At 53.8% G+C, this 25,295-nt stretch carries 26 protein-coding genes and 4 pseudogenes; 8 read left to right on the top strand and 22 right to left on the bottom strand.

Annotated elements, in window-relative coordinates; translation table 11 throughout:
* The 14 genes and pseudogenes from JCM2850_RS23525 to JCM2850_RS13480 all read right to left on the bottom strand — a co-directional run bounded on the left by JCM2850_RS23525 (position 1) and on the right by JCM2850_RS13480 (position 12,209).
* The gene (locus tag JCM2850_RS23525) at positions 1–186 is read right to left on the bottom strand and encodes a TonB-dependent receptor (RefSeq protein WP_159105174.1); all 186 of its coding nucleotides are present in this window, start codon (positions 184–186) and stop codon (positions 1–3) included.
* Positions 156–1,859 carry a TonB-dependent receptor gene (locus JCM2850_RS19435; protein ID WP_500778290.1) on the bottom strand — a complete coding sequence of 568 codons (1,704 nt, stop codon included), beginning with the start codon at positions 1,857–1,859 and terminating at the stop codon, positions 156–158. Before JCM2850_RS19435 ends, JCM2850_RS23525 begins: the two co-directional genes overlap by 31 nt.
* Positions 1,748–2,209 carry a TonB-dependent receptor plug domain-containing protein gene (locus JCM2850_RS23015; protein WP_234406269.1) on the bottom strand — a complete coding sequence of 154 codons (462 nt, stop codon included), beginning with the start codon at positions 2,207–2,209 and terminating at the stop codon, positions 1,748–1,750. Before JCM2850_RS23015 ends, JCM2850_RS19435 begins: the two co-directional genes overlap by 112 nt.
* A 518-nt stretch (positions 2,210–2,727) precedes the next feature.
* Entirely contained in the window at positions 2,728–3,381 is a 654-nt protein-coding gene (locus JCM2850_RS23010) for an MFS transporter (RefSeq protein WP_234406268.1), read from the bottom strand.
* A 163-nt stretch (positions 3,382–3,544) separates the two neighbouring features.
* Positions 3,545–3,820 (bottom strand): MFS transporter, encoded by a 276-nt coding sequence (locus tag JCM2850_RS23005; RefSeq protein WP_234406267.1) that lies wholly within the window; start codon positions 3,818–3,820, stop codon positions 3,545–3,547.
* A gap of 108 nt (positions 3,821–3,928) precedes the next feature.
* Positions 3,929–4,713: pseudogene (locus tag JCM2850_RS23520) on the bottom strand (aldehyde dehydrogenase family protein); the annotation flags it as partial.
* Positions 4,598–5,332 (bottom strand): aldehyde dehydrogenase family protein, encoded by a 735-nt coding sequence (locus JCM2850_RS23515; protein ID WP_267879293.1) that lies wholly within the window; start codon positions 5,330–5,332, stop codon positions 4,598–4,600. The pseudogene JCM2850_RS23520 and the gene JCM2850_RS23515, both read right to left, overlap by 116 nt.
* The gene (locus JCM2850_RS23650; RefSeq protein ID WP_305079993.1) at positions 5,319–5,840 is read right to left on the bottom strand and encodes a GMC oxidoreductase; all 522 of its coding nucleotides are present in this window, start codon (positions 5,838–5,840) and stop codon (positions 5,319–5,321) included. The genes JCM2850_RS23515 and JCM2850_RS23650 overlap by 14 nt, the downstream gene beginning before the upstream one ends.
* 234 nt (positions 5,841–6,074) lie before the next feature.
* A pseudogene (locus tag JCM2850_RS23645) lies at positions 6,075–6,937 on the bottom strand (GMC family oxidoreductase); the annotation flags it as partial.
* Between the two features lie 62 nt (positions 6,938–6,999).
* Positions 7,000–9,228, bottom strand: coding sequence for a TonB-dependent receptor domain-containing protein (locus tag JCM2850_RS13500; protein WP_025872522.1), 2,229 nt, complete (start codon positions 9,226–9,228; stop codon positions 7,000–7,002).
* Positions 9,229–9,706: 478 nt separating this feature from the next.
* Complete coding sequence (locus tag JCM2850_RS19415; RefSeq protein WP_369384902.1) at positions 9,707–10,852, bottom strand: outer membrane protein assembly factor BamB family protein; 1,146 nt, start codon at positions 10,850–10,852, stop codon at positions 9,707–9,709.
* Positions 10,755–11,417, bottom strand: coding sequence for an outer membrane protein assembly factor BamB family protein (locus tag JCM2850_RS24110; RefSeq protein ID WP_369384901.1), 663 nt, complete (start codon positions 11,415–11,417; stop codon positions 10,755–10,757). The genes JCM2850_RS19415 and JCM2850_RS24110 overlap by 98 nt, the downstream gene beginning before the upstream one ends.
* 339 nt (positions 11,418–11,756) lie before the next feature.
* Positions 11,757–11,909: a hypothetical protein gene (locus JCM2850_RS21665; protein ID WP_159105173.1), complete on the bottom strand. Its 153-nt coding sequence runs from the start codon at positions 11,907–11,909 to the stop codon at positions 11,757–11,759.
* Between the two features lie 84 nt (positions 11,910–11,993).
* On the bottom strand, positions 11,994–12,209 hold the full coding sequence (locus JCM2850_RS13480; RefSeq protein ID WP_025872520.1) for a hypothetical protein: 216 nt from the start codon (positions 12,207–12,209) through the stop codon (positions 11,994–11,996).
* Between the two features lie 443 nt (positions 12,210–12,652).
* Between JCM2850_RS13480 and JCM2850_RS13475 the strand changes: the two genes are divergently transcribed.
* The gene (locus JCM2850_RS13475; RefSeq protein WP_025872518.1) at positions 12,653–13,378 is read left to right on the top strand and encodes a Crp/Fnr family transcriptional regulator; all 726 of its coding nucleotides are present in this window, start codon (positions 12,653–12,655) and stop codon (positions 13,376–13,378) included.
* A gap of 76 nt (positions 13,379–13,454) precedes the next feature.
* Here the strand turns inward: JCM2850_RS13475 and JCM2850_RS13470 are convergent, their stop codons facing one another.
* Genes JCM2850_RS13470 through JCM2850_RS13445 form a run of 6 tightly spaced genes read right to left on the bottom strand, consistent with a single transcriptional unit; the run spans position 13,455 to position 17,462 of the window.
* Positions 13,455–13,646, bottom strand: coding sequence for a hypothetical protein (locus JCM2850_RS13470; RefSeq protein ID WP_148301275.1), 192 nt, complete (start codon positions 13,644–13,646; stop codon positions 13,455–13,457).
* The gene (locus JCM2850_RS13465) at positions 13,625–13,807 is read right to left on the bottom strand and encodes a hypothetical protein (protein ID WP_025872515.1); all 183 of its coding nucleotides are present in this window, start codon (positions 13,805–13,807) and stop codon (positions 13,625–13,627) included. Before JCM2850_RS13465 ends, JCM2850_RS13470 begins: the two co-directional genes overlap by 22 nt.
* Positions 13,807–14,226, bottom strand: a complete 420-nt coding sequence (locus JCM2850_RS13460; RefSeq protein ID WP_025872513.1) for a hypothetical protein — start codon at positions 14,224–14,226, stop codon at positions 13,807–13,809. The genes JCM2850_RS13465 and JCM2850_RS13460 overlap by 1 nt, the downstream gene beginning before the upstream one ends.
* A gap of 16 nt (positions 14,227–14,242) precedes the next feature.
* A complete protein-coding gene (locus tag JCM2850_RS13455) occupies positions 14,243–14,611 on the bottom strand; it encodes a response regulator (protein WP_025872511.1) in 369 nt (122 codons plus the stop codon).
* 15 nt (positions 14,612–14,626) lie between these two features.
* The gene (locus tag JCM2850_RS13450; RefSeq protein ID WP_025872509.1) at positions 14,627–16,801 is read right to left on the bottom strand and encodes an ATP-binding protein; all 2,175 of its coding nucleotides are present in this window, start codon (positions 16,799–16,801) and stop codon (positions 14,627–14,629) included.
* Positions 16,779–17,462, bottom strand: a complete 684-nt coding sequence (locus tag JCM2850_RS13445; RefSeq protein ID WP_148301274.1) for a biliverdin-producing heme oxygenase — start codon at positions 17,460–17,462, stop codon at positions 16,779–16,781. The genes JCM2850_RS13450 and JCM2850_RS13445 overlap by 23 nt, the downstream gene beginning before the upstream one ends.
* A gap of 440 nt (positions 17,463–17,902) precedes the next feature.
* Here JCM2850_RS13445 and JCM2850_RS13440 point away from each other — a divergent pair, with 440 nt between their 5' ends.
* The 5 genes and pseudogenes from JCM2850_RS13440 to JCM2850_RS22015 all read left to right on the top strand — a co-directional run bounded on the left by JCM2850_RS13440 (position 17,903) and on the right by JCM2850_RS22015 (position 21,129).
* A complete protein-coding gene (locus JCM2850_RS13440) occupies positions 17,903–19,477 on the top strand; it encodes a peptide chain release factor 3 (protein ID WP_025872506.1) in 1,575 nt (524 codons plus the stop codon).
* Positions 19,478–19,482: 5 nt separating this feature from the next.
* The gene (locus JCM2850_RS13435) at positions 19,483–19,899 is read left to right on the top strand and encodes a YchJ family protein (protein ID WP_025872504.1); all 417 of its coding nucleotides are present in this window, start codon (positions 19,483–19,485) and stop codon (positions 19,897–19,899) included.
* A 2-nt stretch (positions 19,900–19,901) separates the two neighbouring features.
* Positions 19,902–20,413, top strand: a pseudogene (locus tag JCM2850_RS22025) (glycosyl transferase family 1); the annotation flags it as partial.
* A 9-nt stretch (positions 20,414–20,422) separates the two neighbouring features.
* The gene (locus JCM2850_RS22020; RefSeq protein ID WP_234406266.1) at positions 20,423–20,644 is read left to right on the top strand and encodes a hypothetical protein; all 222 of its coding nucleotides are present in this window, start codon (positions 20,423–20,425) and stop codon (positions 20,642–20,644) included.
* Positions 20,614–21,129 carry a glycosyltransferase gene (locus JCM2850_RS22015; RefSeq protein WP_199898346.1) on the top strand — a complete coding sequence of 172 codons (516 nt, stop codon included), beginning with the start codon at positions 20,614–20,616 and terminating at the stop codon, positions 21,127–21,129. The genes JCM2850_RS22020 and JCM2850_RS22015 overlap by 31 nt, the downstream gene beginning before the upstream one ends.
* On the opposite strand, the gene JCM2850_RS13425 is transcribed toward JCM2850_RS22015, so the two are convergent.
* Entirely contained in the window at positions 21,126–22,658 is a 1,533-nt protein-coding gene (locus tag JCM2850_RS13425) for an ATP-binding protein (RefSeq protein ID WP_025872502.1), read from the bottom strand. The genes JCM2850_RS22015 and JCM2850_RS13425 overlap by 4 nt on opposite strands.
* Positions 22,659–22,673: 15 nt before the next feature.
* A pseudogene (locus JCM2850_RS19405) lies at positions 22,674–23,356 on the bottom strand (response regulator transcription factor).
* A 164-nt stretch (positions 23,357–23,520) separates the two neighbouring features.
* Here JCM2850_RS19405 and JCM2850_RS19395 point away from each other — a divergent pair.
* The gene (locus JCM2850_RS19395) at positions 23,521–24,114 is read left to right on the top strand and encodes a Spy/CpxP family protein refolding chaperone (RefSeq protein WP_148301273.1); all 594 of its coding nucleotides are present in this window, start codon (positions 23,521–23,523) and stop codon (positions 24,112–24,114) included.
* A 277-nt stretch (positions 24,115–24,391) separates the two neighbouring features.
* The gene (locus tag JCM2850_RS13410; protein ID WP_025872499.1) at positions 24,392–24,997 is read left to right on the top strand and encodes an EF-hand domain-containing protein; all 606 of its coding nucleotides are present in this window, start codon (positions 24,392–24,394) and stop codon (positions 24,995–24,997) included.
* The last annotated feature ends 298 nt before the right edge of the window (positions 24,998–25,295 follow it).

The raw sequence follows: 25,295 nt of genomic DNA, 5'->3' as shown, positions 1-25,295 counted from the left end.
TTAAAAGAACTGCTTGGTCAGCGAGAAGCCCACGGTGCGCGGCTCGGCATAGGTAAAGTTACCTGTGTTGTACCCACCTGGTGCAGAGTTGGCCAGATAGCGCTTGTCGGTGATGTTATCGACATAAGCTGTCAGTTTGATATCACCATCATTGATCAGGTAAGAAACACTGGCCTGCCCCAACACGCGTGAATCATCCTGAACGCCTTGTTGGTGTGATCTATCGACAGCCATTGCGGGCTGCGGTAGTTCCAGTTGGTGTCAAACACCAGCGCATTTTTACCCGCTAGCGGAATCTTGTAATTCGCCCCCAAAATCAGGCTGTATTTCGGTGAGCGCCCAAACTCATCCCCGGTGTAATCGGTGCGATTTGCGGTGACAAAATCGGTGTATTCCGTATGCAGGCGTGACAAGGCCGCATTGACGCGCAGGTTATCCAGCGGCAAGGCGCTCAGCTCAAACTCCGTGCCCCAAACCTTGCCTTTGGCGCCGTTGGTGCGGAAGGAGGTATAGCGGTTATTAAAGACAAACTGCACATTGGTCTGGATATCCTTGTAGTCATAGTAAAAGGCATTGGCATTGAAATTAAGCCGCCCATCCAGCCACTCTGACTTCAGCCCCACTTCATAATCTGTGAGGTATTCCGGGTTCACCAGGCCTACCGCCTGCTGATTATTGGCCCCGCCATTAAAGCCACCGGAAAGAAAACCCCGCGCGTAGCGGAAGTAAACCCGCAGATTGTCATTCACCTTATAGGCAGGCGTGATATCCCAACTCCAGTCGCGCCAGGTTTTTTCCTCATCCTGCACAGCGGCGGTCACCAGCGGGCTGCTCACCGATGAATAATTCCACCACTGGTTAAGATTGCTGAACGTGGCGTTGCTGCTGGTTCTTCTCAGCAAATTAATGCTCTTGGTTTCTGAAGACCAACGCAGGCCTGAGGTGAGGTTGAGTTTATCCGTGAAGTTAAAGGTATTGCTGCCAAAGAAGGCATAACTGGTGGTTTTCTGATCCCAACCCAAACGGTCAAAGTTGTTGGCAGTATAAGGATTGGGCAAGCTGGCCGAGGCACTGCTTTGCGAGGCATCTTCCCGGAAGTAATGGAACCCTGCCAGCCAGTTCCATCTGTCCTCGCGTGGCGAAGCCAGACGCAACTCCTGCGATATCTGCTTGCTGCGCTGCACCCCCGCCCAGCTACGCTGCAAGTCATATGGCCCACCATCACCATCGGTATCACCCCGGGCGCGTGAGCGATAGTCATCGAAGGCGGTGATGGAAGTCAGCTCCAGCTTGCCCAGCTGCCAGTTCAGTCTGTTACTGATGCCCTCTTGCGTCACCAGTGGTGCCCTGCCATTGATATTGGCATTGGTCAGCCCTGGCGTGCCTATAAAGCCGTACTGGTCTGCGCCATTGGCGCGCGTGCCATAACGGGTAGCGCGTGCCAGCACACCTTCGGTTTTATATTCCCGGTGGTGCACCGTCAGCAGGGTATCAAGGTTTTCACTAAGCTTGGCCAGCAGTTGCGCCCGGAAAGCCTGATCTTCCAGCTTGCCACGGCGGCTGTCGCCACCAAATACATTCTTGCCAAAGCCATCCTGGTTTTCATCATAAAAAGAAATACGCCCCGCCAGCCGCTCATCCAGAATCGCGCCGCCTATCGCACCTTCTATCCTGCGCCTGTCATAGCTGCCGCCATCCAGCTTCACATAGCCATCCGGCTCAAAAGTGGGTTTCTTAGAGATAAAATTCAGCGCGCCTCCTGTGCTATTCCGGCCCCATAAAGTGCCCTGCGGCCCCCGCGAAACCTCCACTCGCTCCAGATCAAACAAAGGACGGTTGGCGGCCGTGACATTGGAGATATAAATATCGTCGTAATACACGCCCAATGGTGAAACCGTGGTGCTGATGGGTCTCCGGTATACAGCCCACGCAGATTCCATCTGGGCAAGCCATGGCCGTTATTACGCTCGGCAGAGAGATTGGGGATGTAATTGCCTATCTGCGAGGCAGAAGACAAGGCCGTATCCTTGATTTTGTCACCGCCAATCACGGTAATCGGGATAGGCACATCCTGCGCATTTTCAGCACGTTTTTGCGAGGTCACCACCACGGATTGCAAACGCGCACCTTCTGCTTCCCTGGCGTCGTCCTTGGCTGTTGCCTCGTCAAGATTCTTGTTAAGCTCCTCCGCCGCCCAGGCTGGACCCATCAGAGCAGACCAGCACAGCAGGCTGGCAAATGACAGTTTGAATATAGCCCTGGGGTTGGGTGATACGCTGCAATCAGAAAACTTCTGCGTTGGCATTGTTGATTTTTTCCTTTTTAAGTGAGTGATGTGCACTAAAAAGGGGCAAATTTTATGCCTGCTAAAAAATCAGGATAGAATCAAACACATAGCATTAAAGCATTAAATATCAATGCTTTAATTGCTGAGTGACCAACATGGGTAGCATGGCTACATCAGCACTAGTGTTTTGTGCTGAGCAATCGCACGGTGGTGAGGGGAACTGGGGGAAGGGTTTGCGAGGACATGGGGACACATTGTTGCTCTGTGTATCTTTGATGGCGGGAGGTTTGATGGTCTTGACCCTCGCTACAGCAGATGTAGCGGGAAACTCACCCCATTCCCGTGATGCCCAATGCAGCAGGCACAATCCCCGCGTTATCCCAATAGCTAATAAAAAACCCGCCGCAGCGGGTTGTCAGCGTGGCAATCGCGCCAGCAAGCTATGCCACCACTTGCCCACGCTTGCTGAGCTTAAGCTCCAGCGGCAGCAAGAACAAAGGCAGCAAGTGCGCAATCGTCACCACCACCAGGAAAGGCACCAAGGTTGGCAAGCTAAACAAGGGGAAAAGAACGATAGGCCCGAGGAACATGGAAATATAGAGGAACTGTTCTGCAATCCCCCCTGCCCCCATTACATCCCCCTCCTGCGACATCTTCGGGATATTGGTAAATATCCACGCCACCACAAAGCTGCCAGTAAAGCCCTGGATGATCTTGGCGGCAATCGCCACATCCGCCGCCACGCCAGGGCTAAACACCACAAACTCCAGCAGCACGCTGGTAATCGCACTGATCACAACCACCCAGCCGCCTATACGCAGATTCAAGACAAACCCGGCAAAGATCCCGGCCAGCACGCTGGACAATATGCTCAGCGTGGAAATCAGCCCTATGGTGGCGGGTGCCACATGCAAGGTTTGAATGAAGTAGATAGGCACAATGGCCACCAGCCCCAGGGCCAGGGTCAGTGGCGATCCAACGGCAGCGGCCAGCCGGATCAGAGAGGGGTTTTTATAGATGGCGAATATCTGCCTGAAGGGTTTGATCTCGGCCTTGTCAATATGGCTGGTTTTCGGCAGCAGCGGTGTGAGCAAGGCCAAGCCCAGCAAAATGTAGCATGTCCGCTGAACGCCAGCCGCCACTCACCACCCACATAGGGCGAGACAGCGAAAATGGCGATAGCACCACCCAGCGGTGAGGCCACAGACCAGAACGCCAAACTGGTGGTGCGGCGTTTGCCCTCGGTGGTGTGCAGAATCAAGCCAGCGCGGCCAGCACCACCGTGATGTAACCTGCCCCCTCAATCACGCGCAACACCAGCAGATGAGAGAAATCCTGGCTTAAGCCGCCGAGATAACTCGCCACTGCCGCAATCGCCAGGCCCGCGACTATGGATTTACGCTCACCTGTATGCGCCACTATCCAGTTCACAATGGGTGAAAACAGGGCCGCAATCAAAGCCACAGCCGAGACTACCCAGCTTGCCTGGGAAGGACTGACGCCAAAGGCCTGCGCAACATCACCCACGAGCATGATGGTTTTGCCATGCAAGCCGCGATGATCACGGCGAATGCCAGGATTAATAAAATAGAAGGCCAGCTTCCAGCACGCATATTGAATCCTTTCTTTTGAGTGCCTGATTTATTTTTTGGCGTTGATGACTTGCAGCTGGTAGAACTCTTCAAAGCCCTTGGCACCGCCTTCATAACCCAGGCCACTTTCCTTGAAGCCGCCCTTGGGTGCTGCCGGATGTATATCGCCATGCTGGTTTACCCAGCCAGGCCCACATCCAGCTGTCTGGCCAAGGCCAGGCCGCGCTCATAATCGCCAGACCACACCGAGCCACCTAAACCAAACTGGCTGTCATTGGCTAGCTGTATGGCTTCTGCCTCGTCCTCAAACTCGACGATGGGCAATACCGGGCCAAATTGTTCTTCCTGCACCAGCGCTGAAGAGTGGCTGATATCGGTGACGATGGTGGGTGGATAGAAATAGCCTGGGCCCTCAATACGGCTACCACCCTGCAAGATGGTGGCACCCTGAATTTTGGCGTTTTTCACCAACTGCTCAATCTTCAGCAACTGAGCTTGATTATTCAGTGGCCCCAATTCCACGCCTTCATCCAGCCCATTGCCCACCTTGGTAGCCGCGGCACGCTTGGCCAGCGCCTCTGCCAACCGCTTGGCAATGCTCTTGTGCGCGTAGACGCGCTTGATGGCAAAGCAAATCTGCCCGGTGTTCCAGAATGCACCCCAGAACAGCGGCTCGACGATTTTTTCTACATCGGCATCTGCCAGCACAATGGCCGGATCATTGCCGCCCAATTCCAGGGTAATGCGTTTTAAATCCAGCGAGGCTTGGCCATAAATGGACTTGCCTGTGGCCACACTGCCAGTGAAAGTAATCTTGTTCACTTGTGAATGCTTGGCCAGCAAGGAACCTACCTGCCCCGCCCCCGCCAGAATGTTCAATACCCCCGCAGAAAATGCCTGCAAACAAGCGCCCCAGCAGCAAGGTGGAGAGTGGTGTGTATTCGGAAGGTTTGGCTACTACGGTATTGCCTGCCTTCAGTGCCGGGATAATTTTCAGCAGCAACAGGATAATCGGCACATTCCAGGGTGTAATCGCGGCGACTACACCCAGCGGTTTGCGCTCAACCACCACTAGGCCGCTGTCATCACTCTTGAACGGCACAAACGGGGGCAATTCAAAATTGGCGTAATGACGCAATATGCCTATCGCCCCCGCCACCTCGCCACGGGTATCACGTAAGGGGCGGCCCTGTTCCAGCGTAATCAGTCTGGCCAGTTCTTCACTTTGGGCCTGTACCGCATCAGCGGCACGTTGCAGGGTTGCGCTTCTCAAGGCAGCATCGCTAGCCCAGTCTGGGAAGGCTTTTTTGGCACTGGTCACCGCTAAATCAACCTGGGCCGCACTGGCCCTGGCAGCATGGCCAACGGTTTCGCCAGTGGCGGGGTTGATGACGGCATCGTATTCATCGGCAGTGGTGAGCTTGCCGTTAATCAATAAATCATACTGAGACATGTTGGCTTTCCTTAAGGCTGTCCAGGATTGCATCCGAGAGTTTCTCGGCAATCATGAAGGTGGGAAGATTGGTGTTGGCGGTGGGAATGGTCGGCATAACAGAGGCATCAGCAACATAAAGACCCGTGACGCCTATCACTGCGCCTGTGCTATCGACCACGGCCTGGCTGTCATCGGCCTGCCCCAGTCTGGCAGTGCCGCTGGGATGCCAGACGCCACCAACATTGACGCGTATATAGCGTTCCAGCGCGGCCTGGTCCTGCAAAATACTATCCAGCGCGGGGCCGCCTGGGGCGGGCACTGCAAATCTGGACAGGCTGAGCGGCAATGCATAGGCCGCCAGCGAGGGTTGCTGGAACACCTGCTGTAGCCATTTCAAGCCAAAGATAATGCGTTGCACATCCTTGTTATCCGCAAGCAGGTTGAAATCAATCGCAGCATAGTGGGCAGGGTCGCGGTCTATGATATTCAGCCAACCGCGCGAGCTGGGCTTATTAACCCAGAACACGATAGTGGCAAAGCCTGAATGCGGGTCTGCGCCTATGTGCACAAATAAATCTGCAGGCGTAGCCGGATCTACATTGGTCGAGATGCGTATGCCCAGCTGATGGCGGGTGGTAGATGTCTCGGTGGAAGCATCCTGACGCGCTTGTTCACCAAGCGGGGCCTCCAGCCCCAGCGAAGCATGCTCCCACAGGTTTTGCCCTACCCCTGGCCTATCCGCCAGTACCTCTATGCCCAGAGATTTGAGTAGCGCTGCCGGGCCTATGCCCGCACGTTGCAAAATAGCGGGGGTTTGCAGGGCACCTGCGGCCAGCACCACTTGCTTGGCTGCAACAATGATTTGCCCGCCCTTGCGCCTGGCCTGTACCCCCGTAATTACCTTGCCATCAAACAGCAATTGCTCCACCTGGGTTTCGGTCCAGATGGTGAGGTTGGCACGCGCACGGACATCTGGGCCTAAATACGCCCTGGCGGCCGAATAGCGTTCATCGCCTTTCAGGGTAAAAGTCGGCGGGAAGTAACCATCTTCAAAGCGGCCATTCTGGTCATGAATGTTTTCCAGCCCCAGCTGATCCAGGGCCGCCACAGTAGCGCGGGTAAAGTCGTTCCAGTTTGCAGGATCAACACGAGAGATAGGCATTGGGCCTGTAGCGCCGTGCAGGGGGTCATCGCCATATTGTTCATCACTTTCCAGCTTGCGGAAGTAAGGCAGCACGCCTTGCAGTCCCAGCCTTCGGCACCTAATGCCGCCCATTCGTCGTAATCCCGTGGCAGCCCTCGATTAGCCACCACCATATTGACGCTGGAGCCGCCACCGAGAATCTTGGCTTGTTCTATAAATTGCGGCTCTCTGGGAAACTCAGGGTGCTCGGCCGAGCGCAGAATATTCAGGCCAGGCCAGAAGAAGGTCTCGCCTGCCAATCGCGGCAGCCAAGGTTGTAGGCCATTGGCGATATCAGCGGGAATATTGCCTTCAGGCGTATCTATGCCCGCTTCTATCAGCAAGACCTGATGTTGGCCGCTGGCAGAAAGACGATTGGCCAGTACGCTACCAGCCGTGCCCCCGCCAACAACGATAAAATCAAAATGTTCAGTAGTCATCACATGATCTCTTCAAGCAAACGCCTCCCCGCTCAAGACACAAGCAGGAAGGCGCTCAGGGATTAAAACTCCAGGGTCAGGTTGGCAAAAATGCTTCTGGGGGCCAGACGGTAATAAGTGGGCGCAGAGTACAGGCCTGCATCTGCGGGATTGGCAGATACCGTGCCACCGCTAACACCAGACAAATGTTCCTTGTCGAACAGATTGTTGATGTTGAGGCGCAGCGTGCTGCTCTTTACAAAGGCATTCTTCAGGTCAAAGCGATAACCCAGGTTGAGATCAACCACGGTATAGCCACTGATTTTCTCGGTGTTGGCCAGATCGCCATAGAAGCTGCCTGTATAGCGGGCTAGCAAGTTGGAATAGAAGTGGCCGTCGTCATAACCCAGTCCTGCGGTGAGCAGGTTTTCCGGCGTGTTGAAGACCTGCTTGCCCTTGGTATTGGCTACTACGCCACCAGCACTATAGTCAGACTGTTGTTCTGCATCGATATAGGTATAAGAGCCTCGGTAAGTGAAGTTGTGCGGCAACTTCCCGTCCAAAGAGAACTCCAGGCCCTTGGTATTAACCTTGCCCGCATTGAAATAGCGTGTGACTGCGCTGTTTTCCTCGTAGGCCACTTGGCGATTCTTGAACTGGTCATAGAACAAGGCCGTTTTCACTAGCAGGTTTTCCGTGCTGTAACGCCAGCCTATCTCCTGGTTCAATGTGGTCTCAGCCTTTTGCTTGCTGGTCGCATCCTGCTCATAGACCGACGCTACCGCCGGAGTGCGGATATTGGAGGTGGTGTTGTAGTAGAACTGGTTCTGCGCATCAAGCTGGAAATCCAGGCTCAGACTAGGCAGGAAGCGGTAGTAATCCACCTCTCTGGTATAAGCATTGCCAGACAAGGTACCTGCAATATTCTCCCCTTCCAGCTTGGTGTGTTGCCAGGCCAAGCCCGTTTTCAGGTTCCAGTTGCTGGCAAAATTCCAGCTGTCCTGTACCCAGAGCTTTTGCGTGGTGATCTTGCTGCGCTGATCCTTGACGAACAGTTCATTGCCATTGACGTCACGCAGGATACGGCTGCCGTCTATGCTCACCACCTTGCCATCGCCACGGATAGGCGTTGCGCCAAACTGATCGCGTGCATGGGTGTAATCCAGCCACAAGCCTACTTGCAGCACATTGGTGTTGGATAAATCTAAGTCTATGCGCGCGGTATTACCAACCCGATACTGGGTGGGGTAAACCGTCAAGGCAAACGGCTTCACATCGAGCAAATCGCCATCGCCATTCACATCCGCATTGAGGATGAATTCAGGAATCCCCAGTGCTGCCACGGGTGCTGTGCCATCCGCAACGCGTACAAAATATGGGTCTACCTTCAGGCGTGCATGGTCAGACAGATTGAAGATGCCATTCAGGGCATAGGTCTGAATCTTGAAGTCAGCGCGCTGCAAGCGGCCATTGTTGCTGCTGGCGGCAGAAACATCGCTTACGCCATTGCTGCCACCATAACTGGAGTTAATAGGGCCCTGGAAACCAGCGTCATACGGCAGCGCACGTGACTCTGCCAAAGTCGGCTTGAAGTAGGCATTGGAACGCATACGGAACACCGAAAGAATGGCGTTGATGCTGTTGTTATTACCCCATTTGTACTGGATATTGCTTTCATAGCGATTGGATTCCACCTCACCGCCACCCGTAGTCCACAAATCACCCTTGGTGCGCGATGCAGATACCCAGGCCGATAAGCCGTTGTATTCGCCAAAGTTGTAGCGGGCAAAGGTGCGATGCAGGCTATTGCTGCCAAAACCTTGTTTCAGGTACAGGCCAGACTCAGCTGTAGGTGCCACAGTGCGAATTTCCACCCCTGCGCCACTGGCGGTCAAGGTTGGCGCGTTGATGCCAGCCCCACCATAAATCACGCTCACAGACTCATAGTTTTCCGGGTCACCAAAGAAATCAGTGTGTGGAGTCAGATAGAGCGGGTCGTTGATGGGAATGCCATCGCGCGTGAATCCAATCTGGTCACCAGAGAAGCCGCGTATGCTGATCGCGCCTTCAGTAATGCCATCCCCTGCTGCACCGCTGAAATGCACGCCGGGCAAATAGGACAAGGCACCGGACATGGCCGACTCCAGGCCCGCAAATTTCTCCAGCTCGTTCTTGCTTAGTGTGGCTCTGGATTCCGGAATGGTCTCTTTTTGCACATCCCCGACTTTAGGAATTTCCCCGCTGACAAGAATGGTCTTGAGGTCGCTGCTGTCCGCCTCTTCTTCAGCGTATACCGCGCTATTCAGGGACAACAGGCTGCTATCGCCAAAAAGGTTTTTTTATACTTGAAATCATTGTTCATTGATGAGATCTCTTGGATGGAAAAGAAAGTGAGGCTCCGCCTAATCAATACGGCTCCTAACGGTATCCAAGAGTTGCAGATTGCATGCCAGCTATAAAATGAAAAAACTGCAAATCATAAGCTGTTTGACATCAGTCATTTACCACTCACAGCCATCAGAATAAAGTTAATTAAAATCAGATAATTAACTTGAAAAATGCCTTATTAACTTTAAGCGATGTAATAACTTGAAAATGCCTGAGCAAAGACATCGCTGTTGCAGATTGACGATGGCTCTGCTTGAGTTAAAACAGTTTTCAGGCAGATATGCAGGTGTTAATAGCGCAAAGCCCTAGCCATGCATCGCAGATGCAAGCTAGGGCTCAAGAGACGATAAAGCTAAAAATGCCTAAGCAACAAAGTGGGTGACCAGCAGTCCAGGCACAGACTTACTTCAATTTATACACCCTGAACTCATCCCCGGTCTTAAAACCAAAAATCTGATTGCCGCCTGCCGCCACCGCCACATACTGCACACCATCTATCTCATAACTGATAGGCGGGGCATTGACGCCAGCCTCAAACTTGTCTTGCCACAACACCTTGCCGCTCTGGGCATCATAGGCATTAAAGTGGCCATTGCCCTCACCCATGAAAATCAAGCCACCTGCAGTGGCCAGCACGCCGCCCACCAGTGGTTGCTCGGTCTTGGCTTGCCACTGCACTTTCCCGGTTTTGAGGTCTAGCGCAGACAATAAACCCCAGCGTGGCGCATCGCCTAGCGGCTCCATGCTGGTGTAATGCACAGCAGGTTTATCCTGGCTGGTGGGGATGGTTTGCTTGAGGTATTTCACTGGCCAATGTATCGCCGGGACATAGGCGGTCAGGCTAGTTTTATCCACCGAGGTGGGTGACCAGTTGATGCCACCCAGCACCCCAGGCCAGATCACTTGCCCTTCAGGCGAAGGGTTGGCAAACATATTGTGGTGCTCAACAAACTCATCGGATTTGCGCAGCAATTCACCTGTGAGGCGGTTGTGGATGTAATACCAGCCAGTCTTGGCGGCGTGGCCTACTGCGGGGATGAGTTGTGAGTTGTGCGGATAATCGAATAACACAGGTGGGCTGGAAACATCGTAGCCCCATTGATCGTGCGGCACTTGCTGATAATGCCAGCGGATGTTGCCATTGTTCACATCCAGGCACACCAGGGAGACGGTGTAGAGGTTATCTCCCGGCCTGGAGGTGCCATCCATTTGTGGCGAGGGGTTGCCCGTGCCGAAATAGAGCAGACCGTTTTGGGTATCAATCGCCGGGGTAGACCAGGCCGAGCCACCGCCAAATTTGGCAGCATCAGGGTATTTATCCAAATCGGCTTTTTCTTGGGCAATGTCTCGGTGCAGGGGCACACCATCGGGGGTGCTTTGCCTGAACTCGCCTTCCCAATGATTAGGGGCAATGGTGTCAAACTGCCAGATACGTTGCCCGCTATTGATATCATAAGCGGCGATAAAGCCCGGCCTGCCATAGTTGCCCGGGAACCACCACAGCCCCCAGCGGTTTGTTTTCTCTATCGGCATCCAGATGCAGGCCATAGCCCACTCCGGTGACGCCTACCAGCACCTTGCCCTGATACACCAGCGGCGCCATGGCAATGCCTACGCCAGATTGGCCAGAAACCCCTGCGCTCTTGAAGGCGGCGGCATCGCCCAGCTGAGAAGCTGACTCGCCATGCGCGCTGCTGCTACCTGCCACCTGTATATCCCATAAGCGCTTGCCAGTCTGGGCATCCAGCGCAATCAATCTGGCATCCACCGTGCCTATGAATACCTTGCCTTGAGCTACCGCCACACCACGGTTGGCTGGCCCACAGCATAGCGGGTAATCCTTGATACGCTCATGTTTGTAACGCCAGCGCTGTTTGCCAGTCACGGCATCCAGCGCCACCACGTCATTGAACGGCAGGGAAAGGTAAATGGTTTTATCGACCATGATGGGGCTGGCCTGGAATGTTGCCTTGACGCCACTTCTATAAGACCAGGCCGTGGTCAGTTGCTGCACATTGTCACGATTGATTTGTGCTATCTGGGCAAAGCGCTGATTGCTGTAATCCAGGCCATAGCTAGGCCACTCAGTATCCTGTGCCTGGCTGGTTGGCACGCTGCATGGCAGCAAAAAAACAGATAGCAAGGCAAGCGCATAAGCTGATTTCATCTGAATGCTTTCGTTGGTGAACAGAAGAGCTGCGATTAGACCAACAGTGATGATATCTCAAGCGCTTGCTAATGACATGAGTGGGATAATTTCTGAATGCTGAGGTTTATTTCTGCCTAGCCATCGCTGCGCCTGGCTTTAGCAATGCATTAACGTTGCCTTTAGCTCATGGCCACATAAGCAATAAAACCCAGCAGGCCAATCAAGAAGGCAATGATGAAAATTTCCACAATGGTATGAGTAAGCTGATGCAGGGAATGTCCTGGTAATTTACGCTTCATGACGCTATCTCACCGGGGTAATCATGAGGAAATACATCAGGCCCAGCCCCAATACCAGCATTACGGTGAATGCAATCGCCAACATCAATATATCAGCGCGATCTCTACGGTTCAGCATGCCAGTCCCCAGATCTTGTGATGGTTCAGGAGTGACCATCAGCTGGGAGCCTGAGTTTCACTCAGCAATAAACTATTAGGCTTGCATAATGCAAACCATATTAAGTACCGCCGAGCAGTTCAACTATAGCGCCAGCCATTCAAAAACATCGGCTTCATGCTGCGACACCAGCGCAACATTAACCTCAAACTTCAAACCAGCTTCATTCTCGAAAGTTTCCAGCCCGAGCTGCCAAAAGCAGCCCAGGATGAGATCACCCACCAATAAAGTCACATCATCCAGAATTTCAAACGCGGCAAAATGATGATCAAAACTGGCTATATATTTTCTGCTAGGCACATTGCTGCAAGTACGACGCCAGGCATTTTGGGGCTCACTCCCGTGGTCAGGTGTTATGTGATAAATGCATCTCTTAGTAACATACACCGCCCCGTCAGAATAATTCCGTTGCTTAGTCCACAATGGCTAATCAAGTAGCGTAAAAGTTGTGAAAATCGCTTAAAATTTAGTAAAAATGCTTTAAATGATAATTTTGAAATATCCTAATTCAGAGAAGTCCGTGCGCCTCCACACGCCGCTGAATTCAGCATTTTTTATGCACTATCCCATGTCCCAGTTCAGCGTACTCGCCGGCTTGGAAACTTAGTGACTTGAATTCAATCTATCTAGAAACTAACCTTAACAACTCAGCCCAATTAGCTATTCACCCAACCCCGCTATATGATTGATGCATTACTACATCCCACCCCATCTCAACCGCACTTTCTTCAATTGGACGCCCCATGGATGATTTAAGCCAGTATCTGCGCCAGCAAGCCAGCTTTAAGCGCAACACTGCCGAGGAACTGACCTTTATCAAGGCCTTGAAACTCAGGGATGTCCATTTGGCGGCAGGCAAGATGATCATTGAAGAAGGTGTTACCCCGACGCAGCTATACACCTTGATGGATGGCTGGGCTTTCCGTCACCAAACCCTCAAAAATGGCAATCGGCAGATTCTGAATTTTCTTTTTCCTGGCGATATCATAGGCTTGCAGCAAAACTTGCTGGATATCAGCAATAACAATGTGCAGGCGCTGACACCAGTCACCCTGTGCGAGCTTAACCGTCAGCAACTCTGGCAGTTGTATGAAAAACACCCGGCCTTGGCGTATGACATCACCTGGCTGTGCGCGCAGGAAGAGAAAATTGTGGATGACAATCTGGTCAATGTAGGCGCGCGCAATGGTTTGGAGCGCGTGGCCATGTTGCTGCTGCATTTATACAAACGCTACAAGGCCATCTACCCGATTCCCGGCAAGACCATTCCCTTCCCTTTGACCCAGCAAGAGATTGCCGATGCTCTGGGTTTATCGCTGGCGCATACCAACAAAACCTTGCGCAAGCTGGAAAAGCTCGGCCTGCACAGCATAGATAACAACGCTTTGACGATATATGACGAGCATATGCTGGCCAGCCTGGCGGATTATTACAGCACCCCGATCAAGCCCAGACCCCTGCTCTGCTAAGAAATGGCCTGGCTAAGAAATGGATATGACTAAGAAATGACCCGGCTGAAATGGCCTGGTTAAGGCCTGACTCACCTTAGTCCCAGGTCAGTTGTAGGCCATCTGACTGTAAGCTCAAGGCAAAATCACCTGCACTGGCCAAGGCCACCAGCGCATCCTTGTCTATGGCCCTGGCAATGACCTTGGCGTTAGCCGCCCTACCGCTTGCACGCGCGTTGGATGCTGCGCTGACATCGTGCCGCACCGTCAGCGATTGCGCTTGCAACACGATATTGAGTGTGCAGCTTGTTGCAGGCTATCCTGGAAATAGCACAACACGCCTAGCCAGGTATAAAGCAATGCCGAAGGGTTGCTAACGCTCTGTTCTGCTGCGCTGGCATCCGTCACGTAATCCAGCACAATTTCACGCATGGCGAGCGGTGCAGTCATCAAGCCATGCCTTCACTGATGATCTCTACCAGCTGTTGCGTTTGCGGCTTGCTGCCTGGCTCCCAATTCTGCAAATTCCGTATGCCCAGCACTGCCTCAGCCAACTGCTGATCTATACGTTCCACAGGCTCATTGAGCGAGGTCAGGCTGGCATCACCGCGTGCCAGCAGACGGCGCACGATGGAAATGCTCATGCGGGCAATTGAGATAGGGCCAACCAGCCCGTGCCGCAGCGAAGGAAACACGCGCATGAAAATCTCATGCTTGATGCCTGCAATTACCCAGTGGTTCTGGTTTTCCGGATTAATATGGTTGTCGAGATTGATCTGTCCGTGCTCAGCCGCAGAGAGCACATCCGTTTGCTCAGGCTTGAGCGTATCTGGTTTAGAGAGGGTGCTGGGTTTCTGGCTTGAGTTCATGAATCAATTGACGGCACTAGCTGGCCTGCAAAATATGATCTAGGCGGCCTATATCCAGAGGCTTTTCCAGATAGAAATCAAAAGCGGCACGGTTTTCTGTTGCTATATCTGCCTGCGCAAAGCCGCTGACGGCGACAAAACGCGGCATGCGCTCCGCTGCCAGAGAGTCACGTAATTCATTGACCAGGGCCAGGCCTGAAATATCCGGCAGGTTGAGATCCATGAACACGATGGCGTAATCCTGCTCTGCAACTGCGGCACGCGCGTCAGCCCCGGACATGACATATTCGGCCTCACAGCCCAGCATCTCCAACAACTCCACAAAAGTCTCGGCTGCCGCCTGATAATCCTCGACAATCAATACTTTTTTAGCCTGCTCACTCAAACCTCTATCCCCTCATTACCGCTGTAGCGGCAATTCGACATTGAACACAATTTCGCCATTTTCAAAGCGATAGCTGATTACCCCGCCATGACCTCTGACAATCTCATTGGCGATATACAAGCCCAGGCCCAAACCATTACGATTGCGTGCATTGGGCAATGCCTGGCGCTTGAAAGGGTTGAACAGCACATCAACAATATCATCAGCGATAGGCTGGCCGCTATTATGCACGCTGATATGCAATAGCTGTGGTTCGCTACGTAACTTCACCGTCACGCCACCCGCCAATTCACCATGATGGCGGGCATTGCTGAGCAGATTGGAAATCACCTGCGACACACGGTCACTATCAATCTGCGCCATCACCATGGGTTCAATATAAGTGCGTACCGCCACATCCGGGTAGGCCGTGAGGTTTTCCTCGACCAGATCGCTGAGCAAGGCAGAAACATCAATTTCATTGAATACCAGATTCAGCCCCAGCCCGGTTTGTAGCCTGGTCATATCCAGCACCTGGGTCACCAAACGCTGCATACGGCCGCTGGAGTTCTTGATACGCTCACTCATGCGTGAGGAGCCAGATTGCATCTCCATTAACTGCGCTGCCATGCTGATTGAATTCAGCGGGTCACGCAGATCATGCCCCAGCACCGCCATTAATTGAATGCGCGTACGCTCGGTTTCTGCATTGCGCGCATTGCACACTTTTAACAGCTCATGCTGCAAGTCACGCGCATCATTGAGGTCTGCCGTGCTCCAGGGTTCGCATTGGCCCTTGACGGTTTCCTTCCATTCCTCAAACGAGCCGCGCGGTGTCAGCCTTGGCCCCAAGGGGCCGGGGACATAGTTCTTTTCCGGCTTGCCGCCCCAGTTGATGGTATGTATCTGTTCACGGCGCAGCAGAATGATCCAGCTGGCATTCACCTTATCGATATTGATGGCCAGAATGCCGCAAAAATCCGCCATTTCCGCATGCAATTCCTCGGGCACCTGCTCCAGCGCAGAGGCATGGTAGAAATCGGTCTTGTCCATGCCATCATTGAGCCATTGCACCAACTGGCGCGCCAGTGTGGTGGGTGCGCCTTCAGCCGCATGAATCTTGCGGCCATAGCTCAGCACCATGGCATCACAGGCAATCACTTCACGTAATTGCTCCAAGCTGGAAAACAGCACCGTGGATAATTCATCGGCCTCGGCAAAGCGCATCACCAGGTCGGCACGTTGCTTGGCGCTCGCCACCTGTCTGGCTGCAATGCTATGGGTTTCCAGTTGCTGTACCGTGCTGGCCAAGATCATGCACAACACATCACAGGCCATGCGTATGGAATAAGGCACCTGATGCGCTGTCATATGGTGGCAGGCCATCATGCCCCAGAGCTTGCCATTCAGCACAATAGAAACGCTCATGGAGGCATGCACCCCCATATTGCGCAGATATTCAATATGAATGGGTGAAACACTACGCAACATGCTGCGGCTCATATCCAGTGGCGGCGTGTCTGCGGCCTTGATCACCGGCACGGGTTGACTGCCCACATCAACAATCAGGCGCAAGGTGTTTTCTATATATAAGCGCCTGGCCTGCGCCGGAATATCACTGGCCGGGTATCTACGCCCCACCAGGCTATCCAGGTCTTCACGCTTGGCTTCGGCAACGATATCGCCGCTGCCATCATGGCGGAAGCGATAGGCCATGACCCGATCAAAGCCTGTCAAGACGCGGAACTCCTGCGCCGCCACATGCAGCACCGCATCTATGCTGCGCTGGCTCTTGATGCCATTGATGGCCTTTTGCGCCTTGAGCGAATAAATGTTGATGCTTTTATCATTGACCAGCCGTAATTCAAACTCGGCAATCACCAGCCCTTGGTTTACATGCAGCACCAGGTCAAACTTCTGACCATGGCCTTGTATATTCAGCTCATGGGTCTGGGTGAAGCTTTCGCCATCCAGCACGGCCTGCCAGTATTCAGCAATCAGCACATAGCCATCATGAGCGCGGGTTAAATGCTGCTCGGCCAGCACCTCGCCCAACGCGGGCAAGTCGCCCAGTACTGCCTCTGCCCCAATGCTGTAATGCGTGAGCCTGCCTTGCAGATCTATGGCCAGCAGCACCCCATGCGGCTGAATCAGCCCAGGGATATGGATAGGTTCCTGATCGCAGTTATCAAGCGTAACGCTGGCGTTCATCACTTGCCTTAGCACTTGCCATAGCAGGCTGCGCCTGCAGGATATTCAGGAAATGAGCAAAAGCGGCTTTGGCCCCCTGCTCGGCCTCACGCAGGCGTGATTGCTGCGTCATGGTATCGCTTAAGAGGTGGGACTCAAGCGCCTGCTTGAAACTGCGCCAGCGCTCGCCCGTGCTGGCGTGTCTGGCGCTGAAAAACACCATGGGGCAATCTAAAGGCAAGCTGGGACGCAGGCGCTGATACAGCACGCTGCTGCCGAGGAAAGAACCTTCAATAACGTATTGCGCCCCCCAACTGGCACCTAGGCCTTGCGGTAAAGCCAGCGCGTGCGGAAGTGCATGGGATAAATGAGCCGCGCTTTGCGTGATGGCATCGTCTGCCTTGTCATTGTTGGCAGTGCCTGTGCTGGCCTTATCTATATTGGCTACGCCCGCCGCCGCCAAATCCTGCTGCAATTGCTGCAGGCATAGCGCATTGTGTGCCAGCCACTCTGCGGGTAATTGACCCGCCAGGGTCAATGCTGCCTGCAAGTCACGCATCCACACATAATTGAATTGCAATTGCGCCAGATAATCCGCCAGGCTGGGCTTGGGCTGGCCCAGGGGGGCCAGGCTGTCTACCTCGCTGTGCAATGCCGCGGTGGCCTGCCTCAGACGCGGCAAGATGTCTAACACATGATTCTGGTCACTCTGCAAAATACCGCACCCTGATTTAATTACCCCGGTTTAATCACAACCCTGACAAGTGGCTACCTTGGATACCACTTTGTATGTTCTTGCTTTTGTACAATCTTTATTTTGATCAGAGCACAGTTATATTTGGTCCATACCTTGGCAGAAGATCAATATGCATGACCAATATGAATCTGCCGATCATTATAGGAAACAACATTTCATGCATGGTATGACATTTGTCATAGTATGTTACACCGACAGCTTGATTCTTAGCGACTTGTCATGACGCATTCCTGCGGGTTTTCAGGTAAAAAATGTCATTTTTGCCTACAAGCTGGCGCATTGAATAACAGTTGCACAAAATGCAGCGTCATCAGGGCACTAAAAAGGTAAAATGGCGGCTTTGCGCTCAGCCTGATTATCACGACATGTCCAGCTTCAACGAAGAAATCCATAGACGTCGCACCTTTGCGATCATCTCTCACCCCGATGCGGGTAAAACCACGCTGACCGAAAAGCTGCTCTGGTTTGGTGGCGCCATTCAGGTTGCGGGTGAGGTACGTGGCCGCAAGGCTGCCCGCCATGCCACCTCGGACTGGATGGAGCTGGAAAAGCAACGCGGCATCTCGGTGACCTCCTCGGTCATGCAGTTCCCTTATAGGGAACACATGATTAATTTGCTGGACACCCCAGGCCACGATGACTTCTCGGAAGATACCTACCGCACACTGACTGCGGTGGATTCGGCCGTGATGGTGATTGACTCGGTCAACGGTGTAGAAGCGCAGACCATCAAGCTCTTGAATGTCTGTCGCATGCGCGATACGCCCATCCTCACCTTCATCAACAAGCTGGACCGCGAATCGCGTGCACCGATTGAGCTGCTGGATGAAATTGAATCTACCCTGGGCATGCAATGCGCGCCCATGACTTGGCCCATAGGCATGGGCAAGAGCTTCCGTGGCGTGTATCACCTTTACAACGACACCATTTCTTTCTTTGACCCGCATGCGGAAAAAGGCACCTCAGAAACCATCAAGGGTTTGGATAACCCCAGGCTGGATGAGTTGATAGGCCGTCAGGCTGAGGAATTGCGTATAGACGTAGAACTGGTGCGCGGTGCCTCCAACACCTTTGACAAAGCGGCCTACCTCGCAGGCAAACAGACTCCAGTGTTCTTTGGTTCTGCCATCAACAATTTTGGCGTGCAATCGCTGCTGGATGCCGTGGTAGAGCTTTCACCTGCCCCGCTGGTACGCAGCACCGCCAGCCGCAGCGTGGCCCCCAGCGAAGAAAAATTCTCCGGCTTTGTGTTCAAAATCCAGGCCAATATGGACCCCAAGCACCGCGACCGCATTGCCTTCCTGCGCGTTTGCTCTGGCCGTTTTGAGCGTGGCATGAAAATCAAGCAAGTGGCCAGCGGCAAGATGCTGGCGGTGAACAATGCCATTACCTTTATGGCGCAAGATAGAAACACCACCGACGAAGCCTTTGCCGGGGATATCATCGGCATTCCCAATCACGGCACGGTCAAGCTCGGTGATACCTTCAGCGAGGGCGAAGAACTCAAGTTCATCGGCATCCCGTCTTTTGCGCCGGAATTCTTCCGCCGCGCACGCCTGAAAAACCCGCTGAAGATGAAGCAACTGCAAAAGGGTTTGCAGCAACTGGCAGAAGAAGGCGCATCGCAATTGTTCCGTCCGCTGATGTCCAACGACATGATTCTGGGTGCCGTGGGTATCTTGCAGTTTGACGTAGTTGCCCACCGCCTGGAGCACGAATACGGCGTGGACGTAGTGTTTGAATCCTTTGATTGCGCTACCGCACGCTGGCTGCGCGGCTCGGATGCCGACCTGAAGGCGATAGCCGACAAATATGGCTTCAATGTGGCGCTGGATGGCAACGAAGAATATGTCTACCTCGCGCCTAACCGCGTCAACCTGCAAATGGCGCAGGAGCGTTACCCGGATATTGAATTCCTCGAGACGCGTGAGATATTCTAAGGCGCATGAAGCCAGAGCCTACTCAGCTTGAACGCCAGCCCTGCCCTTGTGGCCATGACCTGCCCTATGGCCGCTGCTGCGGCCGCTGGCATGCAGGTCAGGCCGCCCCCAGTGCCGAGGCCTTGATGCGCTCTCGCTATACCGCCTACACCCTGGGGCTGGAAGATTATCTGCTGCGGACCTGGCACCCTTCCACCCGCCCCACCATCCTCAATCTGGAGCAAGATCAGCCCATCAAATGGCTGGGATTAAAGATTGTGCGTCATGGCGCACTGACTGATGCCAATGATGAGGAGGCAGAGGTGGAATTCATTGCGCGTTACAAAGTGCAAGGCAAGGCAGAAAAACTGCATGAGCTCAGCCGCTTTATACGTCAGACCGGGCACTGGCTTTATCTCGATGGCCAATTCATAACGGATTAAGCATGAAGATTCTTTTCATCCACCAGAATTTTCCTGGGCAGTTCCGCCATATTGCCCAGGCCCTGATTGATGAAGAGCAGCACCAGGTGCTCAGCCTGTGCGAGCCACATGCGCCTGGCATGTCTGGCGTGCAGCGCGTGGAATATAAACCCGCACGGGATAACACACCCGGTGTACATGGCTATCTCGCCGCTGTGGAAAACCACATTATCCGCGGCCAGAGCGCTGCACGTGCACTGCTGCAACTCAAGGAGCGTGGCTACCAACCCGACATCATCGTCGCGCATATGGGCTGGGGTGAAGCCATCTTCCCCAAGGATATTTTCCCCCAGGTGCCGCTGCTGACCTTCTTTGAGTTTTTCTATCACACCCAGGGCGCGGATGCCGGATTTGACCCGGAATATCCCCTGGTGCTGGATGACCTGCTGCGCATACGCAGCAAGAACATTACCAATCTGTTATCGCTGGAGGCTGCCGATGCTGGCATCAGCCCACCCACTGGCAGCGCAATCTCTACCCGGCGGTGTATCGCGACAAGATTCACCTGATACACGAAGGCATCAATACCGATGCGGCCAGCCCCGACCCTGCGGCTTGGGTCAGACTGGATTCCGGCCTGACTTTAACCCGCAAGGATGAAGTCATTACCTATGTCTCACGTAATTTGGAGCCTTACCGCGGTTTTCATGTATTCATGCGGCGCTGCCAGAAATATTGCAAAGACGGCCCAACTGCCGCGTGTTGATCATAGGCGGTGACGATGTGAGCTATGGGCGCAAACTGCCCGCAGGTGAGACGTATCGTGGTCAGATGCTGGCAGAACTACAAGGCAAACTCGATTTAAGCCGTGTGCATTTCCTCGGCAAAATCCCTTATCAGCAATACCTGCGTGTGTTGCAGATATCAACTGCCCATATTTACCTGACCGTGCCCTTTGTGCTGTCATGGTCCATGCTGGAAGCCATGTCCAGCGGCTGCCTGGTGATAGGCTCACGCACAGCCCCTGTGGAAGAAGTGATTGTCGATGGTGAAAATGGCCTGTTGGTGGATTTCTTCTCTGAGCGGGAGATTGCCGATGCCATAGACCGCGTGTTTGCCCACCCTGACCAAATGCAGGCGTTACGTGATGCAGCACGTGCCACTATTTTGCAACGCTACCCACTCAAGGCCGGCATACAGGCTTACCGCGATTTGTTTGCGCACTGGCTAGCGGAAACTGCCCAGCCCTAGACAGTGGCATGGGGGGTGAACGGCAGCGCCAATTCCACCTGCAAGCCCCCGCCTATGCGGTTAAACACCTTGATCTCGCCGCTGTGCAAGTCCATGACTTGCTTGGTAATCGCCAGACCCAAGCCATGCCCTGCCACGCTGCCATAGCTATCTGCGCGGTAGAAGGGCTGAAATATCTGTTCCAGCTCGGTTTCCGGAATGCCCGCCCCTCTATCCAGAATAGAGACCACCACCCGGCCAGGCTCTAGCCGGGCTTGCAGCTGTACTTCACTGTAATCCGGGCTGTACTTGAGTGCATTGCGTAAGACGTTCTCAATCGCGCGATAGACCAGGTCGGGCTGAATTTCCAGCGTGGCATTTAAGGCTGCATTCTGGTCACTCTCCTGCTGCGCAGGTTCACCAGCATCCTGGTCAAAGGCACTGATGATATGAATGTGCTTGGCACTGGCCTCAAAGCGCGCATCTTCCACCACTCCTTCCAGCAACTCTCTAAACACGACTTTTTCACGCCGTAGCGCCATCATGCCCGACTCCAGGCGCGACAACTCCAGCACTTCGCCTAGCAATTTATCCATGCGCTCGGATTCCATCTCTATCCTGTCCAGCGTGGCATCCAGCTTGTCTGGGTTTTGCTTGGCCAGGCCTATGCCCACCTGCAAGCGGGCCAGTGGTGAGCGCATTTCATGCGATACGTAATGCAAGAGGCGCTTTTGTCCCTGCATCAAGGCATCCAGATGCTCGGCCATGCGGTCAAAGCCCAGGCCCAGGTCGGCAAGTTCATCACTGCGCCTGCCCATGACCGGGCTGATTTTATCCTTGAGATTGCCACTGGCAGCGCGCTGAAAAGCGGCACTTAACTGCTTGATGGGTTTAGAGATATACCAGGCCAGCAGACCCGCAAATATCAGGCTGACGATCAGCCCAGCCCAGACCGGGTTCCAGGGGAACATAGGACCACGATGCGGTGGCGGTCCCATATGTGCCGGACCTATATGTGAAGACCCCAGACGCGGCGGCCCTAGATGATCTGGCCCCATGCCTGGCCCGAGCATATCTGGGCCATGCATAAGCGGCCTTCCATCCTTGTCCTTGCCAAGGAAAGGCGGAGGATGATTATCCTGCCCAGGCCCAGGCCAACTGGGGACAAACAGACGCAAGGATTTACCATCCGCACCACCTTCCTTGAGGATGGCTTTATGGCTCTCCAGCTTATCCAGCATCTGCAACATATGCGGCGGCACTGGTCTATGAAGTAGCTCATTGCCTTGTTCATCCACGGCATAAACTTGTGACATGGGCTTGCTTGCCCATTGCTGCAGCAGGTTTTGCAAGGCCGATTCACCGCCGTGGTGCAGGGTTTGCGCGGCAGCATCCAGCAAGGCCATGGCGGTGGGGCCACTGCGGAACTCGCGCTCCAGACGTTGGCTATCCTGGTGTGCAGAAAACCAGAAGAACAGGCTGACGCCGACAATAGAGGTCATTTGCGCCAGCAAAAAGAAGAAAAAGAATTTCCAGAATAACCTGCCCATAGTAATGCTTGCCGCTTATTCCTTGATCAGTTGATAGCCCATGCGGTACACGGTCTGTATGCATTGGCGGCCATCGGCATGGTGCCCAGTTTTTGCCGTATGCTGCTGAGGTGCACGTCTATGGTACGGTCAAAACGCGACAAAGGGCGGCCCAGCGCCAGGGTAGACAAATCACTTTTGCTCACCACGCGGCCTGCCTGGCGTACCAGTACTTCCAGCAGGTTGAATTCAGTGCTGGTGAGGTTGACTGGCTCACCCGCCCACTCCACCAGGCGGCGCTCAGGCCAGATCGTCAACTCACCCACGCTGATCTGCGCCTGCTGATCCTGGCTGGCAGGGGCCATGCGTCGCAAGATGGCACGTATACGTGCAACCAGCTCTCTGGGGGTACAGGGCTTGGGCACGTAATCATCAGCCCCCAGCTCCAGCCCCACTATCCTGTGCTCATCATCCCCCTTGGCTGTCAGCATCAGTATGGGCACATTGCTACCCGCGCGGATACGGCGCAGCACTTCTATGCCATTGAGTTTGGGCATCATCACATCCAGCACCACTAAATCCGGTGCCAGCGATTCCGCGTAGACCACGCCAGTTTCACCATCATGCGCGGTCTCCACTTCAAAGTTTTCTTGCAGCAGGTATTCACGGATCAGTTTAACCAGCTCGACGTCGTCGTCTATCAACAATACTTTAGTCATCAGCGCTTCATGGGTTTAAGGATGTTGTCATCATATCGTCTACACCGCATAAGCAGAACCGCGCAGGCGCAGATTTACCTTTCTTTACTGATAATTAACAGCAGCTTACAGCGTGCAGCAGCAGAATTTCTCGGACATTCACTTTGACTGACCTGAGGAACCTCATGATAAAAACCGCCCAAATCCTGGCCTATCCCGCAATGATCATTACCTTGAGCGTGACCCTGGCCTCACTCCCTGCCCACGCAGAACCTCCGCCCCCAGCCCAGCTAAAACCCGCTGGCCTGGGCAGGCCTGCCGAGCTGGAACTACCTGGCTTGCCACCCCAGTTTGCGCGATTGGCGCTTACCGACGCCCAGCAGGACAAGATTTTCAGCCTGTTGCACAGCCAAATGCCGCTGCTGCGCGATAACTTCAAGCAACAACGCTCACAGCAGGAAGCACTCGCCAAACTGCTGTCTCCTGCTGTGACTAACCCCACGGCAGGTACGGGCGCTTTTGATGAAGCCAAGGCCAAGCAGTTAAGCAGCAATATCGGGCGTTTGCAGGGTGAAGCCTTGTTTGCCCGGATCAGCACCGAAGCACGTATCCGCGCCCTGCTCAGCCCTGAACAACTGCTTAAGCTAGCAGAAGCGGAAAGATTTCATGAACAGCAGCGCCCATTGCCACCCGGCTTTCGCCCCCCTAAAGCGGATGGACATGGCAGCGAATTTGGCCCAGGCAAAGCGCTACCCCCAGGTCAGGAAACCGAGCAGTAAGCCCAGCAGCAGCTTACGCAGCCAGCATAAACCTGCTTTGCTGCCCCTGCTGCTGCACCTGCCCACAGGCGCTGTGCCTCATAGAAAACCTGGCATCATGGTCTAGCAGAGGCTAGACCATGAGACTTGCAGAGCTGCAATCCTGCCACAGCACTGGTTTTACACAGCTTTACCCGGCTTTACACCTTGCGGGGGCAATCCTGAGGCATGCTGGCCGTTACAGCACTTAAGGGCGTGAAGCTGGCCCTGAACCGCCGAAACCAACAAGGAGAATAATATGATCAGCAGCCTGGGTAGCAGCGCAGCACAAATTTCCAGTTCACTGTTCAGCAAGCTAGACAGTAACAACAAGGGCTATATTGCCGAAAGCGATTTGCAAAGCGCTTTTGCTGCACTGAGCCAGAACGGCAGCAGTGATGTCAGTGAGCTATTCAGCAGCCTGGATGGCGACAGCGATGGCAAAGTCACGCAAGAAGAGCTCAGCTCTGGTGTCAGCCAGTTGCTCAGCGAGCTCAATAGCCAATTCGACAATCTGCGTGTGCAAGGCGGCATGCCGCCTCCGCCCCCGCCTGCCAGTGATGAGGACGACGAAGGTTATACCCAGGATGAACTGGAAAGCATAGCCTCCACCACCACCGATACCAATCTCGCCAGTCTGATGAGCAAGGTGGCGGAGAACTTTGAAGCGGCCGATACCAATGAGGATGGCAAGGTCAGCGCCAAGGAAGCCATGGAATACCAGCGCCAAAGTGAAAGCGCGAATGCCAGCCAGCGCAGTGATAGCGCTGGCCTGGACAACATAAGCAAGCAGATTGCCCAGCAGATTTCGGCTTATGGCGAAACTAGTGGCAACGCCAGCAGCAGCTTGAGCATAGCGGCTTAAGCATCCGTACTCTAAGTATTAGTACTTGAGCCAATCTTCCGCGCCGGGGGCAATCTGCTCCCGTGCGCGCCTGGCTTGCTTTCAAGCCCATCCCCACCCCCAAAAAGCATGTCGCCAGACAAGCTCCAATTTCAGCTAAGTACTTAACAGGCTTGTAATTTTTCAAAATCGTTAATAAAATGAACCTGAGATATTAGTCGTTGTCACTAATATCAAGCGCTGTATTTTCGCCCGCTGCATAGCCAAATAATCGGTCATCAAGAGTATTCGGCCATGACTAGTCTAGCGATACAGCATG

The organism is Methylobacillus glycogenes JCM 2850 (assembly GCF_000617925.1).
Lineage (GTDB): Bacteria > Pseudomonadota > Gammaproteobacteria > Burkholderiales > Methylophilaceae > Methylobacillus > Methylobacillus glycogenes.
The sequence above is the reverse complement of the archived record's forward strand: the minus strand, read 5'-3'. Positions and strand labels throughout refer to the sequence as shown.

Bases quoted from the DNA above. Each gene is read 5' to 3' on its own strand.
- JCM2850_RS13465 (WP_025872515.1), bottom strand. From the start codon at position 13,807: ATGACTGCACCGCTCGCCATGCGTGAAATTGTGCTGGATTACGTGACG.
- JCM2850_RS13440 (WP_025872506.1), top strand. From the start codon at position 17,903: ATGTCCAGCTTCAACGAAGAAATCCATAGACGTCGCACCTTTGCGATC.
- JCM2850_RS13450 (WP_025872509.1), bottom strand. From the start codon at position 16,801: ATGAACGCCAGCGTTACGCTTGATAACTGCGATCAGGAACCTATCCAT.
- JCM2850_RS23005 (WP_234406267.1), bottom strand. From the start codon at position 3,820: ATGCTCGTGGGTGATGTTGCGCAGGCCTTTGGCGTCAGTCCTTCCCAG.
- JCM2850_RS13425 (WP_025872502.1), bottom strand. From the start codon at position 22,658: ATGGGCAGGTTATTCTGGAAATTCTTTTTCTTCTTTTTGCTGGCGCAA.
- JCM2850_RS13435 (WP_025872504.1), top strand. From the start codon at position 19,483: ATGAAGCCAGAGCCTACTCAGCTTGAACGCCAGCCCTGCCCTTGTGGC.
- JCM2850_RS23515 (WP_267879293.1), bottom strand. From the start codon at position 5,332: ATGTCTCAGTATGATTTATTGATTAACGGCAAGCTCACCACTGCCGAT.
- JCM2850_RS19415 (WP_369384902.1), bottom strand. From the start codon at position 10,852: ATGGCCTGCATCTGGATGCCGATAGAGAAAACAAACCGCTGGGGGCTG.
- JCM2850_RS19395 (WP_148301273.1), top strand. From the start codon at position 23,521: ATGATAAAAACCGCCCAAATCCTGGCCTATCCCGCAATGATCATTACC.
- JCM2850_RS13475 (WP_025872518.1), top strand. From the start codon at position 12,653: ATGGATGATTTAAGCCAGTATCTGCGCCAGCAAGCCAGCTTTAAGCGC.
- JCM2850_RS23015 (WP_234406269.1), bottom strand. From the start codon at position 2,209: ATGGGTCCAGCCTGGGCGGCGGAGGAGCTTAACAAGAATCTTGACGAG.
- JCM2850_RS13410 (WP_025872499.1), top strand. From the start codon at position 24,392: ATGATCAGCAGCCTGGGTAGCAGCGCAGCACAAATTTCCAGTTCACTG.
- JCM2850_RS21665 (WP_159105173.1), bottom strand. From the start codon at position 11,909: ATGGTCACTCCTGAACCATCACAAGATCTGGGGACTGGCATGCTGAAC.
- JCM2850_RS13460 (WP_025872513.1), bottom strand. From the start codon at position 14,226: ATGAACTCAAGCCAGAAACCCAGCACCCTCTCTAAACCAGATACGCTC.